The following is a 16,762-nucleotide window of genomic DNA, read 5'->3' on the forward strand; positions in this document are numbered from 1 at the left end:
CAATATTTTATATGTATGAATTATGTTTTTTATCATATTATATGTTAAGCTAATGTGTTTTTATCTGCTAATAAATATTAAATATTAGGTCACAAAACGGCAAAAATTTGGAAATTTGCCGATTTGTGACTATCTTTGCGTTGTCTTAAAGTTATTGTAATGATGGGAGTATACGACAGAATAATGAACCTTGCGTCGGGTATGCAACAGTTCTCTGTAGACAGTATGCCAACGGACTTGTTTCCTGATATCGAGAGAGCAAAACTCAGTTGGTATCTTGGCAAGCTATGCCGAATGGGTAAGTTGCGCAGAGTAGGCCGTGGTATCTACACAATACAATCTGCCAATACTTTTCTGGTAAAGGCTAATGCAAAGGTTCGTTCATTATACCGATCATTGTTACGCCAATATCCTTTTGCTGACTTTTGTATATATAGTGCCAATGTCATTACTCCGTTGTTGCACAACATGATGCCTAATAATACCATCTATGTTGAGACAAATCGAGATACAACTCAAAGCGTATTCGACATGCTGCAACCAAAGTACAAGGGACGTTTATTCCTGGCACCAACTAAGGAGATAGCAACAACATACATCGACTTTAGCAAAGAGAACATCATTGTGAAACCACTGGTGACAGAGGCTCCATTGACATGTGATGGTAAGGTGCCTGTTCCTACACTTGAGAAACTACTTGTTGATACAAGGGTAGATGCAGACTACTATTATCTGCATGGCATCGAGAATCAGGAGATGATGAGGACAGCCATAAGCCATTACGATGTTAACATAAACCGGCTTCTCAGGTATGCCGACCGCAGAAATGCAAAAGACTCCATACTGAAAGATTTAGAAACCATAAATAATGATACAGAAAGAATGCTTTAATAAGGAATGGATTGACAAGGTCTGTTCTTCACATAAGTTTAAACATCCCGAATTAGTAGAGAAGGTGATACGTGCCTTCTCATTATTAGAAATGCTTGTAAAAGAGGGCTGTCCGTTAACATTTAAAGGTGGAACCAGCCTTCTTTTGATTTTAGGTGGTGAAGCTCGCAGACTATCAATCGATATAGATGTGCTTTGCCCTCCTGGTACTGACATCGAACAATATCTGCAAAACAGTGACAAATATGGATTTACGGATTGTAAAGTTATTCGTCGCGAGAATAGAAACAACAATATCCCTAAGGGGCATTACAAATCGTTCTTTGAGGTGGTATATTCCGACCAGATAGAGGACTCTGTTCTACTTGATGTACTCTACGAAGACAACCACTACCATCAGATAGAAGACAAGATCCTTTCGCATCCATTCATTAAAACCGATGGCAGTGAGACCATAATCCATGTACCTTCTATAGCCGATATCCTAGGTGATAAGTTGACTGCATTTGCACCAAACACCTGTGGCGTGCCATATTATAAAGGCACACATAACTCTACTATCAACGTTGCCAAGCAATTGCATGATGTTGGCAGGTTGTTTGATGTTGTCGGGGATATTAATACTACTGCAGAGACATTCAAGTCGATAGCGATCGTCGAGTTATCATCTTATCGCGATAAGGGGGATGACCTCAGTATTGTTTATGATGACATCAGGAATACCGCATTTGCTTTGGCAACGCGAGGAAAGATAGATCCCAACAATGATTTTGAGTTGTTGAAAGAAGGTGTAGACAAACTGAAAAGCCATATCTACGTAGGTAGGTATACCTTAGATATGGCTATATGTGATGCAGCAAAAGCTGCATATTTGGCTACTGTCATCCAATATGGTTTGGACAGAATTGATAAATATTCTGGCAACGTTGCCGACGTGAAAGATATGACCATAAACCCTGTGATTAGCAAGGAAGTGGCCAAAATTCGTCGTGGTAATCCTGAGGCGTTTTACTATTGGAGTAAAATCAGTCAGATCCTCGTCAGTGCATAAGATGTTTAGTTGATGATGATGGTCTGGGTGGTGTAGTCGGAGTAGACGATGATCTGTACACCCTTGTCGGTGGGCTTGCAGGGGCGGCCTGAGAGGTTGTATCGGGCTATTTCGTATGCTTCGCCACTGGATGAAGTATCGGCTGAACGTACAGCCGAAGGCTCGCTATCGCCAAAGTAGATGCCTGTGAGCGAAGTACATCCAGCGAAGGCATTATCGCCGATGTAGCTGACCGTCTCGGGCAGGTAGATCTCGCGGAGATAGGCAGCTCCCTCGAAGGCACCACGGGCTATACGTCGGCAGTAGGGGTGGACGGTATAGGTGTCGTTGCGACTGCCTGCGGGGTAGCGGACGAGGATCCAGTCTTTAGTGCCCTCGTAGCCTACGGCGTAGAGTACGCCGTCGATGGTCTTGTATTTGGCCTCGCCCATATAGACGCCATTGATATAACCAGAAGGGAACTTGTCGACCTTCTCAATCTCTTGTGCCTGAACGGCTGCACCCATCATCAGGGCAAGGAGTAGGAATAATACTTTCTTTTGCATAGTCTTGAGAATTGATGTGATTCTGATAACAAAGATAGAAATCAGAATCAGAAAGGTTTGCTAAAATTATATGTATAACAGATAAATTCTGTATGATACTTGTTCTTATGACGATATTTGTGGTTAAATTATATAAAAAAGGTTGTAGTGTTATAACCATTTTGAAAACTTTTTGTATTTTTGCGGCATAAAAATGTAGCAAACTATAAAAATGAGTATATGAAGTATCTGAATATTAAGAAAGCTTTGGCAGCATGGCAGGCTCTGCAGCCGCTGTCAGAAAAAGACAGGGATAGGCTTAGCCGTCGCTTTACTGTAGACTTCAACTATAACAGCAACCACATCGAGGGAAATACACTGACCTATGGGCAGACGGAGATTCTGCTTTTGTTTGGCAAAGTGATAGGGGAGGCTGATGTGAGAGACGTGCAAGAAATGGCAGCCAGCAATGTGGGGCTCAAAATGATGACTGAGGAAGCATCTGTGAAGGAGATGCCGCTGACTCAGAACTTCATTCGTACACTACATAAGACGTTGCTAAGGGAAAACTATACTGTATATCGTAATCTCCCTGGCGGTCAGCAGACGAGTTATATGATCCATGCTGGTCAGTATAAGACGCGCCCAAATAGCGTAATAACACGATATGGTGACCGATTCGAATATGCCTCGCCTGAGGAGACTCCAGGAATGATGGCAGATCTGGTAGATTGGTACAATGCTGCAGAGCAAGAAGGTAAGCTTTCGCCTTTGGAGCTGGCCGCTTTGTTTCATTATAGATACATTCGTATCCACCCATTTGAGGATGGAAACGGGCGTATAGCCAGACTGATGGTAAACTTTATTCTAACTCGCCATGACTATCCAATGATTGTGGTACGCAGTCGTAAAAAGAGTGAATATCTTGAAGCCCTCCATCAGGCGGATATGGAAGTTGGACCAGTGCCAAGTGATGGTGCACATGCTGACATTAAGGACATCAGACCTTTTATGAAGTATTTCAATGAACTGGTAGCGACGGAGGTGTATAATGATGTACTATTTGTGAGCGAGAAAGACGAAAATGTGTGGTGGTATGATGGTGAACGCATTGCGTTCAGAACACCTAACTATACAAGGATCCTGAATGCAATGCGTACAGAGCCAACACTGACTTTGGCAGATATGAAAGAACTGACTGGCATCAGCGTGACTGCGATACAGAAACTCCTTGACCAGTTGATTCAAAAGAGATATGTAGAACGTGGCGAGAAGGACGGCAGTTGGAGAGTGTTTGTGACACAATGAGTCATCAATTAAGTATTCCACTTGTTGAGGATTTCGCGGAGTTCCTGGGGGAGTTTGTTGTAGCAGGCCAGGGCGACGTCTTCGGGGACGGGCATGGTGGCGGCGGCGATGTTGCCGGCGATGCAGGCCATGGTGTCGGTGTCGCCACCCAGAGAAATGGCACGGATGACGGCGTCCATGAACGATTCTGCTTCGAGGAAGCAGATGATGGACTCGGGCACGCTCTTGTCGCAGGCTGTCTCGAAGGCATAGTCAGGACGTATCTCGTCGGTGGTTCGATGGAGATTGTAGCCGAAGGTCTGTGAGATGTACGAACGGATTTCGTCTTTCGATGAGCCGGTGCGATTGAGATAGATGGCAGCAGCTACGGCCTGGGCACCACGGATTCCCTCAGGAGAGTTGTGGGTTACTTCGGCAGTGGTCTTGGCCAGGGCCAGACACTCGCCGAGCGGGTGGGCATACCAGGCCACAGGGGCCACGCGCATGGCGCTACCGTTACTGCCGGCCCCATAAGGTGCACGATCGGAAGACTTAACCCACTCCTGGAATTTCCTACCGAATGAGTATGTCTGATAACGGTTGGCGAAGTGACGGAAGAGGTCGATGAGCGAGTCTTTGGAGTGTTCTGGATTGTCCAAGAGCCACTTGGCGATGGCGAGCGAGAGGATGGTGTCGTCGGTATAGGTCATGCTCTTCAGCACTTTCATGTCCTTCTTGCCGGCGAGCTTCTTTACTTTCTGCTTGTCTTTCTCGAGTTCGTATTTAGAGCCGAACACTTCGCCACAGATGCCACCGATGAGACCTGTCTGTGGGAGATGTTCCGGTGCAGAACGTTCCACACGTTCGACGGTGATGCGACCATCGGCAGTCTGGGTGAAACGGAGGTATCCGCCTAGCCAGTTGATGTAGGCGCTATTGAGCAGACTGACATCGGCAGGCTCGCCATGCAGCCACTTGAGCCACTCAGTGTACCACTTGGCACCATCGCGGTCGAGTTCCTGTTTGCGGTAATGAGGCGTACCATAGCGATGTGTAAGGAAATCGCTGACGATGTGGTTGGGGTTGTTGAGATAGCCGTTCTCGGGCGCGATAATCTTGGCCTGTTCCTTGGCAGCTTCAGGGCTGTCGTCGAACTGGGCCATCAGTGCGGCAGCGTCGATACTACCAAAGCGTACACCAAGCACGTCGATGCCACTGCAGATGGTATTGAGGCTGAAACGATTGGTATAGGTGGGTGTTCCAGCACTGAGTGAGAGTGGGCCATAGAGTGCGAAATCGTCCTGGAAACGTACGTGGTCACGGAAAACGCGTTTGTCGATTCCGCCCAGGTTGTTGGGATCGTTAGGATTGGAGTGACGGTATTTCTCGCCAAAGTCGCTGGTGAATATGCTCATTTTGTAGAGCAGGTCGATGCTACCTAGAGGTGTATCGATGTCGGTACGGATGATAACAACCGGCAGACGGCCTGGCAGGCGATTTAGCAGATTGCGACATACCGACTCTTCGCGTGGAGTAACCAACAGCACAAGGGCGCAGTCGGTCTGTGGATGATTGGGGCTGCTGATGAAATTGGAAAGTGCGAGGAATCGTCCGTGGCATTCGTCGCGGTAGTCGGAGATGACGCATGAGGCCAGTCCGGCTTCGGTCATGTTGCTCTCCATCTTGTGGGCTACAGGTTCGCCATACGAGCCGAACAGCACGGTGAATTGTGATATCTGGCTAAGATCGGGTGGGGCAATGGTTTCATCCGCGCAGCGGTAAACGTAATTATCGGCAGAATCGGTAGATAGTGCCAGCTTGTGCGAGAAATCGTCATCGCCAGTGAAGGCCTTGTATAATAAGGCGAAGTAGGCAAAGGTGCCGTTGACGCTGATGAATCCTTTGTCGCGTTCGAAGTGGTGGCGGATAACACTATTGGGATTGGATTGCAGCATGCGTTTTATGATGGCATTCTCATCGCGTGACATGGTGAGCGCGCAGCTATGTTCCGGGTTTACGCGGATCATGCGGTTGGCGATGTACACGGCATCCTGATTCTTCAGCGAGGTGCTGACGAGCAGGAGTTTTGAGTTACGCAAGGTCTGGTCGGAGAGTGAGTTGGCAAGGTACGGTGTTACAACACGTCCCAGACCGCAGTTAGCGCCGTAGAGAAGTGCGGCATACGAGGCTGATGAATGGGCACCACCATGCCCCATGGCGATAAGAGGGCGTTCTGGATTACTGAACAGGAACTGGCGCAGAGGTTCTGTATCGGCACGTTCGGCTTGTTCCAGATACGCGCGAGTGTTGGTGAGCAACGTACTCATGAGCGCTTTGCCGCCACGAGTCTTTGGTTGGAGTAGGTTTGTTTGTTTTGTTGTCATTCTGCTATGTGATTTGTGTTTCGCGGTTCAAATATCGGGAAAACAAATCACGATAGCCTAAAAAATATACGTATAAGAAAATTATTCAATTATTCATTTATTCACATGTACAGGAAGGTGCTGGAGGAACGCGAAGGCGTCGGCGGGGAGATGGTACTCCAACTTGCCGTTGTCGCGAAGTTCCATCAGCAGGCGGCCTAAAAGGTTGGGGCCAACGTATTCGTTGCCTACAAGGTTGGTGCCCCAGGAGTCGGCATCAGCTTTCTTCTTTTCGTTGCGTTTGGTTTCGTCCTCGACAATGAACAGGCCTTTGCTTCGCTCCAGTTCTTTGCGGAATGCTTCACACTGCTCATATTTCGTCTGGAGACAGAACCGCATGGCATCGACTACCATTGCCCCCCAGTCGTTACGTAACCACTCGGGATGGGATTTGTAGATAGGCTTCATGTGCATTTTTATCGCCATACCTCGCTTTGCTGCATACTCGCTTTTGATACCTTCTTCGCCGTTGGCATTGAACTTCATCAGATGAAAGAGACGTTCGGTACAGTCGATGGTCACGCCTTCAACGATGATTGGGGCATAAAAGAAATTGCCAAAGATTCCCCATTCTTCAGTAGTCTTGCGGATGCAGGCACACTTATCAGCAGGGTAGTGCTGAATATCACTGTATTGGGGATAGTATTGTTTGATTTGATTGTGCAGGCTCATATGCGTGGTTATTTAATGCTGTCTAATGGAACCTCTTTCTCGGAGCCAGGAATCAGTTGGAAATGCTTGGGGTCAAGTTCAACCTTGTCGATACGGACGATACGGATTTTGTCGATGTTGAGAACGACACGGTTGGTGAGCCCGTCGGGCTTACTCTGGGCCTGGGGCCAGGCGAAATACTCTAAACCAACCTCGCTAAAGAATCGGGCTGCAGCCTTCTCGGCATCGATATCGGCCTTGTCGGTGAGCTGTTTTATGGTGCCAGTCTTGCCTGTAAGACGGTTGCCAACATATTTGCGGAAGAGTTTTCCTACTTTACGTGCTTCGTCGGGCACCTGTTCGCCAAGCGCCTTCTCGGTGCGTTCGATGATGGACGGGTGGACAGGACGGACAGAGAACAGGTGGTTATCATCTGTCATATCGGGTATCTCAAGGGTATACACGTAATAGTTCTTATTTTCAGGGCGCTTCTTGTTATAGGCATAGTGAGCTGCCGAGGTGTAAGCCTCGGTAACGTAGGTGCCAAAACCGAACTTAGCCTTGCCGTCGCCTTCGAGGGCGTGGGAGATGTCGAAATGATCGAAAAGCACTGATGTGCCATGGTAGAATGTCTGCATATGAAATCGTTATAGGTTATTATCTGATTGCAAAGATATACAATATTTGTTAACCAGCCAAACATTTATAGGTATAATTAGAGATAATAATGGCATGATTTTTGTATCTTTGCCGCTGTAATCTTATTAACTCTAAGTATGAATAATGACATTTTGACTTTGGTAAACTCTCTGAGGGAGGGTACTGCAGGGAAGACCTGCATGGGAACTGGTAACTACTCGTTCGACATTATCACGCGTCGTGAGTACCCTGAAGGATTTGTTCCTGGCAAGCGCAACAAGTTCGAGGAGAGAATCCTGACTATGGAGATTGGTAACACTTGTGGCAATGTGATGACCATGTTGCCTTACCTGGGTGTGAAGACCTACCCTGTGGCCAAACTGGACATGTCGCCACAGGGCTACCGGATGAAACGCGACATGAAGGCCTATGGGGCTGATGTAAGATTCGTGAGCAACACACGCACGGGCGGTACTACTATCCTGAGATGTATGCACAAACTGGACGACCAGGGACAACCTGCGCTGAGTCATAAGGGTTCTACGGGTGGTAAGCCATGGACTGGCATGTCGGCACGCCCTTGCAGAAAGTACCTCTCGTCGAAGGGCGGTGAGGTAGAGGCACTCGTGGCATCGCTGGACTTCACTCCAGATGTGTTCTTCTTTGACATCGCACAGGCTGGCCACAGAATACTGGCTGAGCAGTTGCGCGAGAAGGGTACTATGGTGTACTTTGAGGGTGACTCGGATGGTCACAAGCTGAAGGACGATAAGGCCAGAAAGGCAGCCAAGAGGGCTTTTCTGCGCTGTGTTGAGGCCAGCGATGTGGTGAAGATGTCGGCAGAGCTGGTTCAAGACCTGTCGTTCGCTGATGACTACCCCGACAAGCTCTTCATCCAGACTATGGGGGCTGAGGGCCTCCAGTTTAAGTTGCGTGGTGGTAAGTGGATCAAGCTGGATCCCATCATGAACCCTGACTATCAGGACTATGAGGGTGCAGGCGACTGGACCTCGTCGACCTTGATTGCTGCACTCTGCAGCAAGGGACTGCTGAAGGTGAAGGATATGACGGAGCAGACGGTGAAGGAGGTGCTGATGATGGCTCAGAAGATAGCTTCGTACAGTGTGGGATTCGTGGGCAGTAAAGGTATGATTCATGCGGATGAGACCTTCAAGCTGCAGGATGACACACTGGAGATGCCTCACTACACCAAGAAGCTGATGTATCTGCATGGTTCGGCTTCGGCTGGCTATAGTCGTACGTCGATGGGTATCCTGCAGTATCTGCCTGACGACTGGCAGCTGCTGACACCCGACTGTCCGGTGGATGCGGAGGAGTGTCTGAAGATGCTGAAGGACCTGTGTGAGAAGGAGAAACCTGACCTGATTATAGGTTGTAGTCAGGGTGGCTACTATGCCCAGATGCTCAGGGGCTATAAGCGCATCTGTGTGAATCCTGCCCTCGACATGTCGAACGATGCCGATGTGAAGGTGGGTAGCCATCAGTTCGTGGTGAACCGCGAGGATGGGGTGCAGAAGTATGTGATTACGCCTGAGATTCAGGATGGCTATCGCCGTCTGGAGGCGCGCCAGTTCGAGGGCATCACCGATGCCGACCGCGAGTTGTGCTACGGTCTGTTTGGTGATAAGGATACCGACTACGGGCATTGCAAACCTGTGTTTGCTGAGCACTACAACCATATCTATACCTTCCCCGGAGGGCATAAGATGGAGTATGATGAGATAGAGAAGTACCTGATGCCGCTGGTTAAGAAACTAGTATAACAGCCTATGATAGAAGTAATTAAGAGTCCTACCCCTGTGGTAGAGAAGAAGCAATGGACCGCCTTTCTGGCTGGTCCGATGCATGGTGCACCATCTTGGCAGGCTCAGGCCCCCAAGGTGGCTGCCCAAGTGGGTATTGAGAACCTGACACTACTGAATCCCCGAAAGACAGATCGGTTTGTGACAGGTACTTATCAGGTGAACTGGGAGACGTTCGGACTGCGTATGTGCGACGTGATACTGTTCTGGATTCCGCCTCAGGCCAGAGCGATGAAGCCATGGCGATACTATGCCATCACCACGCGACTGGAGATGGCTGAGAACCTGGCGCGTGGGCATAAGGTGATTATCGGTATCGACCCAGAGTTCAAGAATGAGAATGGCGATGATATGGCTGGTATTCACCACTTGCGACGCATGGCTAAGTATTACGGTGTGAAGGAGATACACACGTCGCTGGAGGGATGTATGAAGGAGCTGAAGGCGTGGATGGAAAAGCCCCGTGTTGTTACGGAGCATCATATACCTGGACCGGCTTTCGGACCAATGGCAAAAATGAGCAGGATGGTGCAACCCGATACCTGCCGCAACGAAACGCTGATGGAACAATGGAACCAGCGGGTGATGCCTGGCGATACGGTATATGTGGAAGGGGATTTCGGGGCGGAAGAATGGAAGCCGTTCCTGAATGGTAACATAAAAATGAAGTAGGCCCGTAAGAGCCTACTTCATTTTTTTTAGGTTTATCCTGCGTGGCGCAGGAGGATGTACGACATGTTACTCTTTCGGATCTTGTCGAGTCCGCGTTCACGTATCTGGCGTACTCGTTCGCGACTGAGTCCCATCGAGCTGCCGATATCGTCGAGACCACGTTCGGGGCAGCCTATGCCGAAACTCTGTACAACAATCGTGCGCTCGCGTTCGCTCAGGACGGCACCCAATACCAGCATCACATCGCTACACATCGACTCGTAGTCGACTTTGCGGTCGGAGGCATATTCGGCAGTAGAGGCGATGGAATCTGCCATAGTCGTGGTATCGTCGTCGGAGATAGGCGCATCGATACTGGCAACATGAGCCTCGCTCTGAATAGCTTTCTCAATCTTCTCGATCTCGAGCGAGATAATCTCGCTGAGCTCCTCGGCCGACGGGTTGCGCTGATTCTTAAGCATGAATGCATTGGTGGCATTCTTGATCTTGTTGCTGATGGCAATCTGGCTCTGAGGGCGACGCACCATACCGCTATAATCGGCGATGGCTTGAAGGATACTCTGACGGATCCACCAGATGGCATAGGAGATGAACTTGAATCCGCGTGTCTCGTCGAACTTGTCGGCGGCAGTGATGAGGCCCACATTGCCTTCGCTGATAAGGTCGATAAGGGGAATGCCCTGATGCTGGTACTGTTTGGCTACGGATACAACGAAGCGTAGGTTGGCATTTACCAATTTCTCCTTGGCTTTGGCGCCCGTCCGGCCTCCCTTGCGGATGGTCTGGGCCAGTTCTACCTCTTGTTCGGGTGTGATCATGGGAATACGGCTGATGTCGGTGAGGTACTTGTTGAGTGATTCCTCGGTGCGTGTAGTAATACTCTTGCTAATTTTTATATGTCTCATATGTATAAGTAATTTGGATGTTTGTGATAAATATAGTATATTTGCCACAGATATTTAATAAAAGTAATACGTATGAGTAAGTTGATATACAAAAACATCTATGATGAAGACGGCGCTATCATCTCGGATGATGGCAGAATACTGCTGAAGGCACCAGATGTGCCGCATTATCGCATCAGGGAAGGCGTAGAGGAAATAGATGAGAAAGCCTTTAAGGGTTGCAAACAGCTGAAAGAGGTGGACGTGCCATTTACGATAGAGACGTGGGAAGGTCGTTTGTCGAATGATGACTGTATGCGTTATGCCCCAAAGGGACTGAAACTGAAATGCTGGAGGTGGCCTTATCCAGAGAACTGCATCCGCAGCGAAGAACTGGAGAAGGAAATAGAAGAAGGCTGGGTAGACGACTTCGGTGCTGTATACAGCAAGGACAAAAAGCGCCTGCTGAAGAGTGCCAACATCAGGAACTATAAGGTAAGGGAGGGCACGGAGAGTATTGACCGTCTGGCTTTCCTGTATTGCGACAAGTTGCAGTGTATCTATTTCCCGGTATCGTGCAAAGAGGAAGAATTTGATGCCGTGCTGGGTGGTGACATCGGCGCTATCTGTTTCTGGGACAGACCTTATCTGCCTGACGACATGAACGACGATGAGTTTTGGTATGAGGAAGACGATGTGTATGTAGATGAATATAATGTGGTGTATACCAAAGACCGCAAACGACTGCTATATGCCAGGATGGGGTTCGACCAAAACGAATATGTGATTCCCGACGGAACGGTGACGATATGCTCGTGTGCCTTTGGTGTTTGTGAGCATTTTGTGCATGTCTCGGCACCCTCTAGTCTACGTGTGATAGGCGACGGCATCTTTGCTCGCGGTGGCGGAAGGATTGTTATCAGAAAATAAAAAAACACCCTGCTTCAATTTGTTGAGGCGGGGTGTTTTGGTATTTAGGGGCCGACCCTGAGATTAATACTGACGCAGGGCGGCAATCAACTCGCTGTTTTCGGTCTTGGTGCCGATGGTGATGCGCAGACAGTTCTGACAGAGCTGCACGCGGTTGCGGTTGCGAACAATGATGCCCTGATCCACCAGATAGTTGTAGATACCGGTGGCATCGGTCATCTTGGCCAGGAAGAAGTTGGCATCCGTAGGATAAATTTTCTCGCAGATAGGGAGTATGCTGAAGGCCTGCATCACGCGGCCGCGCTCCTCCTTCAGAATCTTTACCCAACCATCTACTTCGAATGGGTCTTGCAATGCCTTGAGTGCCTGCTGCTGGGTGAGCAGGTTGACATTGTAGGGATACTTCACCTTATTAAAAATGTCGATGATGCCTTCTGATGCGAATGCCATGCCCAGACGGATAGCGGCACAGCCCCATGCCTTCGACATGGTGTTGAGTACTATCAGGTTGGGGCGCGACCATTGACCATTGATCATGGCCCACTGGCGGAACGACGTCTGCGATGAGAAATCGCTGTAAGCTTCATCGACAATCACCAGACCGTCGAAATTCTCAATCACCTTAACCACCTCTTCGGGGTTCAGGCAGTTGCCGGTGGGGTTGTTAGGGGTGCACAGCCAGATAATCTTGGTATGCTCGTCGGTGGCAGCCAACAGTGCGTCGGCAGTTACCTGGAAATGCTCGTCGAGCAATACGGGACGATACTCTACGTTGTTGATATCGGCACACACCTTATACATACCGTAGGTGGGCTCGATGGCCACTACATTATCCACGCCTGGCTCGCAGAAACAGCGATAGGGCAGGTCGATGGCCTCGTCGCTACCGTTGCCCAGGAAGATGCACTGGGCAGGCACGCCTTTTACTTTGGCGATGGCCTCCTTGAGCTCCAGCTGCAAGGGGTCGGGGTAGCGGTTATAAGGCGCGTTGTATGGGTTCTCGTTGGCATCGAGAAACACGCGTGCCTCGCGGCCAGCGTACTCATTCCTCGCAGAACTATATGGAGCTAAGTTCCATATATTTCTTCTCGTCAATCGTTCTAGATTAAACATTAAACATTAAACATTAAACATTATTATTGTTCTTTGTCGAATTAATGATATTTACTAATGTTCCTATTAGTTTACTATTATCATCATTAAGAGAGTTGAACTGAGCTTCACTGATGAAATCTGTCTCGTGTAATAATTCAAGCCAGAATTTCGTTTCGCTTGCTTCTTTTAAAGAAATGCTCAGTTTGCTTACAAAATCTTGCCTACTTTGTGCAAATACACTTTCGCTAATATTGGCTCCGATGCTCGTACCACTTCTAAGAATCTGTTTTGACATAACAAATTCTTTCTTAACATCATTCAAGTATTTGTATAATTTGATAATCCTAATTGCGTAATTCTTAGAATCAATGACAATCTGATTATTCTCTTTCATACAAATACTGAAATTTAATGTTTAATCTTTAATGTTTAATGTACGTAAGCGTACGCGCATAGCGTTGGCGTGTGCTTCGAGCTGTTCGGCTTCGGCCATGAGTTCTACGGCGCGACCGATGCTGCGGATACCGTCCTCGGTAAGATGCTGGAAAGTAATCTTACGGCAGTAGCTGTCGAGGTTTACACCGCTGTAGGCAGTGGCATAACCGTGTGTGGGCAGGGTGTGATTGGTACCGCTGGCATAGTCGCCTGCACTCTCACAGGCATACTCGCCCAGGAACACGCTACCTGCATTTACTACCTTATTAGCCACCTTGGCATAATCCTTTACCTGCAGAATGAGGTGCTCGGGGGCATAGGCATTCGAGAGGTCGATGGCCTCCTGAAGACTGCTTACCAGTACCAGACGGCTGTTGTCGAGTGCCTTGGCTGCCATCTCCTTACGGGGCAGCAAATCCAGCTGACGGTTAACCTCGGCCTGTACGTCGAGGATGACCTGCTCGGAGGTGGTGATGAGGAATACCTGCGAGTCGATACCATGCTCGGCCTGCGACAGCAAGTCGGCTGCTACAAACTCGATGTTGGCATGCTTATCGGCGATGACACATACCTCGGAAGGACCAGCGGGCATGTCGATAGCTACGTCGTGCAGGCTAACCTGCTGCTTGGCGGCCATCACATACTGGTTGCCGGGACCGAAGATTTTATATACCTTGGGTACGCTCTGGGTACCATAGGCCATAGCGCCGATGGCCTGCACGCCACCTGCCTTGAATATCTTGCTTACACCTGCAATGCGGGCTGCCACCAGAATGGCGGGGTTTACCTTACCATCGCGACCTGGAGGGGTGCAGAGCACAATCTCCTCGCATCCTGCAATCTTAGCTGGTGTGGCCAGCATGAGTACGGTAGAGAAGAGTGGGGCGGTGCCGCCGGGAATGTAGAGTCCAACCTTCTGGATGGCTACACTCTTCTGCCAGCAAACCACGCCGGGCTGTGTCTCGATCTTCTTGCCCTTGAACTGCTGCGACTCGTGGAAGGTCTTGATATTGTAGTGAGCCACCTGGATGGCTGCTTTCAAATCGGCACTTACCAGCGCTTCGGCTTCGTTCATCTCCTCTTCGGATACAGCCAGTGTGGGCAGATCAACATGGTCGAACTTAAGCTCGTAGCCCTTTACGGCATCATCGCCGCGTTTCTTTACGTCGGCCAATACCGATGCTACGGTGTCGTTGAGCTGCGAAACATCCAAGTGCGGACGCTCTACAATCTTTGCCCACTCGCTTCTTTGAGGGTTTCGTATTATAATCATTAAACTGAAATTTAATGTTTAATCTTTAATGTTTAATCTCAAAGAATCATCTTTTCAATGGGGGTAACCAGGATGCCCTGGGCGCCCATTTCCTTGAGTTTGCCAATAATCTCCCAGAACTGCTTCTGGTCGAGTACGGTGTGAACCGAGCACCACTCCTCATCGGCCAGAGGGATGATGGTGGGGCTCTTCAGGCCTGGCAGCACATTGATAATCTCCTGCAGGCGGGCCTTGGGGGCGTTCATACGTACATACTTCTTGTCCTCGGCATCCTTTACGGCCTTAAAGCGGAACAGCATCTGCTCGAGGATGGCTTTCTTCTCGTCGCTCATCTGCTTGTTGCCAATCAGCAGAGCCTCACTCTGCATTACAATCTCAACTTCGCGCAGATTATTGCTCACCAGGGTAGAGCCTGATGAAACGATATCAAAGATAGCATCGGCCAGACCAATGCCCGGGCTGATTTCTACGCTACCTGTGATGACATGGATTTCGGCATGGATATGATGCTGCTCAAGGAAATGTCGAAGGATTTCGGGGTAGCTGGTGGCAATCTTCTTGCCGTTGAACCACTCTACTCCCTTGTAGTCGATCTCTTTGGGAATGGCCAGCGAGAGGCGGCATTTTGAGAAGCCGAGACGTGAGATGATATCAGCATCTTCGCCACGCTCAACAAACTCGTTTTCGCCCACTACACCGATGTCAGCCACTCCACTGGCTACACTCTGTGGGATGTCATCATCGCGGAGGTAAAGAACCTCCAGCGGAAAGTTGGACGACTGCACCAGCAAGGTGCGTTTTGAGGCACTAACCTTGATGTCAGCCTCTGACAACAGGTTCATGGTGTCCTCGAAAAGACGTCCTTTTGATTGTACTGCAATTCTTAACATATCGTTAAATCTAAAAAATATCGGGTGCAAAATTACAACTTTTTCGCGAAATAAGTGTCATTACTGACCAAAAAGTAGTACCTTTGCACCGTTTTTACTAACAAAATGGTGCAGATTGATGCGAAAATGGTATAAATATGTCGGTTTTGGGGCGGTTTTGCTATCGCTGGTATCGTGTTTCGAAAAGAAGCACGAACCCATTGTGGCACCCTGGGGCGTGATAGATGATACCGTTTCGGTATCCGACGAGTTTGATCTGCATGATATCCAGACTAGTGGCGAGCTGATTATGGCCACGGTGAGCGGTCCGCATACGTACTATGAGTATCATGGTAAGAGTCTGGGCACGCAGTTCCTGATTTGTCAGCGATTTGCCGACTCGCTGGGTGTGCGCCTGCGTGTAGAGGTGTGCCGCGACAGTATGGAGTTAGTAAAACGTTTTGCCGATGGCGAGGTGGACATTGTGGCCTGGCCCACACCGGGACATATCAGTGCCGATACTGCTAAGAACGACCTGGCTAAGGAGCTGCAGGGCTGGTATCGCCCGGAGCTGATAGCGGCTGTGCAGAAGGAGGAGAACGACCTGCTGACGGTGCGTAAGGTGCATCGCCGCATTTTCTCGCCCATGCTGGATGCCAAGGGCGGCATTATCTCGCATTACGACGGTTATTTTATGACGTATGCCCGCGACATACGCTGGGACTGGCGACTGCTGGCTGCCCAGTGTTATCAGGAGTCGACTTTCGACCCGCGTGCCGTATCGTTTGTGGGTGCCAAGGGACTGATGCAGATTATGCCTGGCACAGCCGACCATCTGGGCGTGTCACGCAGTCAGTTGTACGAGCCTGAGACGAACATACGTGCGGCGGTGAAATATATCGGACAGTTGCAGAACACGTTCTCGGATGTGCGCGACCAGTATGAGCGCACCAATTTTGTGCTGGCCAGCTATAACGGTGGTGCGCACCATATTCGTGATGCCATGAACCTGGCTAAGCGCGACGGCCGCAACCCACACCGCTGGAGCGAGGTGGCGCCTTATGTGCTGAAGCTGAGTCAGCCCCGCTATTATAACGACCCCATCGTAAAATATGGTTATATGCGTGGTTCGGAGACGGTGGATTACGTGCAGCGAATCCGTCAGCGCCATGCTGGCTATCAGGGTGTGAAATCGCCTCACATGGGATTCCACGGAGTAGGCAAGCCCCGCAAAGCCGAACAACGAAAGAATAAGTACGACATAAAGATTTAGGCACGGATTAACACGGCTTTAATAAATTAAAGACACGGCTAT

The 16,762-nt window shown here is 49.2% G+C and carries 16 protein-coding genes; 7 read left to right on the forward strand and 9 right to left on the reverse strand.

The genetic code is table 11. The features are described from left to right. The first annotated feature begins 159 nt into the window (after positions 1-159). Positions 160-891: a DUF6577 family protein gene (locus BLR73_RS09830; RefSeq protein ID WP_081353074.1), complete on the forward strand. Its 732-nt coding sequence runs from the start codon at positions 160-162 to the stop codon at positions 889-891. Next, the gene (locus tag BLR73_RS09835) at positions 869-1,942 is read left to right on the forward strand and encodes a nucleotidyl transferase AbiEii/AbiGii toxin family protein (RefSeq protein ID WP_176763664.1); all 1,074 of its coding nucleotides are present in this window, start codon (positions 869-871) and stop codon (positions 1,940-1,942) included. The genes BLR73_RS09830 and BLR73_RS09835 overlap by 23 nt, the downstream gene beginning before the upstream one ends. A 5-nt stretch (positions 1,943-1,947) precedes the next feature. On the opposite strand, the gene BLR73_RS09840 is transcribed toward BLR73_RS09835, so the two are convergent. Next, a complete protein-coding gene (locus BLR73_RS09840; protein ID WP_091861598.1) occupies positions 1,948-2,487 on the reverse strand; it encodes a leucine-rich repeat protein in 540 nt (179 codons plus the stop codon). 492 nt (positions 2,488-2,979) lie between these two features. Between BLR73_RS09840 and BLR73_RS09845 the strand changes: the two genes are divergently transcribed. Then, on the forward strand, positions 2,980-3,774 hold the full coding sequence (locus tag BLR73_RS09845) for a Fic family protein (RefSeq protein WP_255397372.1): 795 nt from the start codon (positions 2,980-2,982) through the stop codon (positions 3,772-3,774). 8 nt (positions 3,775-3,782) lie between these two features. Here BLR73_RS09845 and BLR73_RS14625 read toward each other — a convergent pair whose 3' ends face one another. From BLR73_RS14625 to BLR73_RS09860, 3 genes are all read right to left on the reverse strand, one after another. After that, positions 3,783-6,137, reverse strand: coding sequence for an ADP-ribosylglycohydrolase family protein (locus tag BLR73_RS14625; RefSeq protein WP_233456458.1), 2,355 nt, complete (start codon positions 6,135-6,137; stop codon positions 3,783-3,785). Positions 6,138-6,230: 93 nt separating this feature from the next. Next, positions 6,231-6,848, reverse strand: a complete 618-nt coding sequence (locus BLR73_RS09855; RefSeq protein WP_013063190.1) for an NADAR family protein — start codon at positions 6,846-6,848, stop codon at positions 6,231-6,233. 8 nt (positions 6,849-6,856) lie between these two features. Further along, positions 6,857-7,465 carry a hypothetical protein gene (locus BLR73_RS09860; protein WP_091861601.1) on the reverse strand — a complete coding sequence of 203 codons (609 nt, stop codon included), beginning with the start codon at positions 7,463-7,465 and terminating at the stop codon, positions 6,857-6,859. A gap of 138 nt (positions 7,466-7,603) precedes the next feature. Here BLR73_RS09860 and BLR73_RS09865 point away from each other — a divergent pair, with 138 nt between their 5' ends. Beyond that, a complete protein-coding gene (locus tag BLR73_RS09865) occupies positions 7,604-9,250 on the forward strand; it encodes a YqiA/YcfP family alpha/beta fold hydrolase (protein ID WP_091861603.1) in 1,647 nt (548 codons plus the stop codon). A 6-nt stretch (positions 9,251-9,256) separates the two neighbouring features. Beyond that, entirely contained in the window at positions 9,257-9,961 is a 705-nt protein-coding gene (locus tag BLR73_RS09870) for a nucleoside 2-deoxyribosyltransferase domain-containing protein (protein ID WP_091861604.1), read from the forward strand. 32 nt (positions 9,962-9,993) lie between these two features. On the opposite strand, the gene BLR73_RS09875 is transcribed toward BLR73_RS09870, so the two are convergent. Beyond that, complete coding sequence (locus BLR73_RS09875; RefSeq protein ID WP_091861607.1) at positions 9,994-10,866, reverse strand: sigma-70 family RNA polymerase sigma factor; 873 nt, start codon at positions 10,864-10,866, stop codon at positions 9,994-9,996. Positions 10,867-10,938: 72 nt separating this feature from the next. Here BLR73_RS09875 and BLR73_RS09880 point away from each other — a divergent pair, with 72 nt between their 5' ends. Beyond that, positions 10,939-11,775, forward strand: a complete 837-nt coding sequence (locus BLR73_RS09880) for a leucine-rich repeat protein (RefSeq protein ID WP_041385546.1) — start codon at positions 10,939-10,941, stop codon at positions 11,773-11,775. A 63-nt stretch (positions 11,776-11,838) separates the two neighbouring features. On the opposite strand, the gene hisC is transcribed toward BLR73_RS09880, so the two are convergent. From hisC to hisG, 4 genes are read right to left on the reverse strand one after another with little or no spacing between them, the layout of a single operon-like run. Further along, positions 11,839-12,888, reverse strand: a complete 1,050-nt coding sequence (gene hisC, locus BLR73_RS09885) for a histidinol-phosphate transaminase (RefSeq protein ID WP_091861609.1) — start codon at positions 12,886-12,888, stop codon at positions 11,839-11,841. A gap of 13 nt (positions 12,889-12,901) precedes the next feature. Next, positions 12,902-13,264: a four helix bundle protein gene (locus BLR73_RS09890; RefSeq protein ID WP_091861612.1), complete on the reverse strand. Its 363-nt coding sequence runs from the start codon at positions 13,262-13,264 to the stop codon at positions 12,902-12,904. A gap of 21 nt (positions 13,265-13,285) precedes the next feature. Continuing rightward, entirely contained in the window at positions 13,286-14,578 is a 1,293-nt protein-coding gene (hisD, locus tag BLR73_RS09895) for a histidinol dehydrogenase (RefSeq protein ID WP_033151402.1), read from the reverse strand. A 38-nt stretch (positions 14,579-14,616) separates the two neighbouring features. Next, on the reverse strand, positions 14,617-15,468 hold the full coding sequence (hisG, locus tag BLR73_RS09900; protein ID WP_091861615.1) for an ATP phosphoribosyltransferase: 852 nt from the start codon (positions 15,466-15,468) through the stop codon (positions 14,617-14,619). 118 nt (positions 15,469-15,586) lie between these two features. Here hisG and BLR73_RS09905 point away from each other — a divergent pair, with 118 nt between their 5' ends. Beyond that, positions 15,587-16,720 (forward strand): MltF family protein, encoded by a 1,134-nt coding sequence (locus BLR73_RS09905; protein ID WP_091861618.1) that lies wholly within the window; start codon positions 15,587-15,589, stop codon positions 16,718-16,720. Positions 16,721-16,762: the final 42 nt, after the last annotated feature.

Origin of the sequence: Prevotella sp. khp1 (genome assembly GCF_900102205.1) — a bacterium.
GTDB classification, from domain to species: Bacteria; Bacteroidota; Bacteroidia; order Bacteroidales; family Bacteroidaceae; genus Prevotella; species Prevotella ruminicola.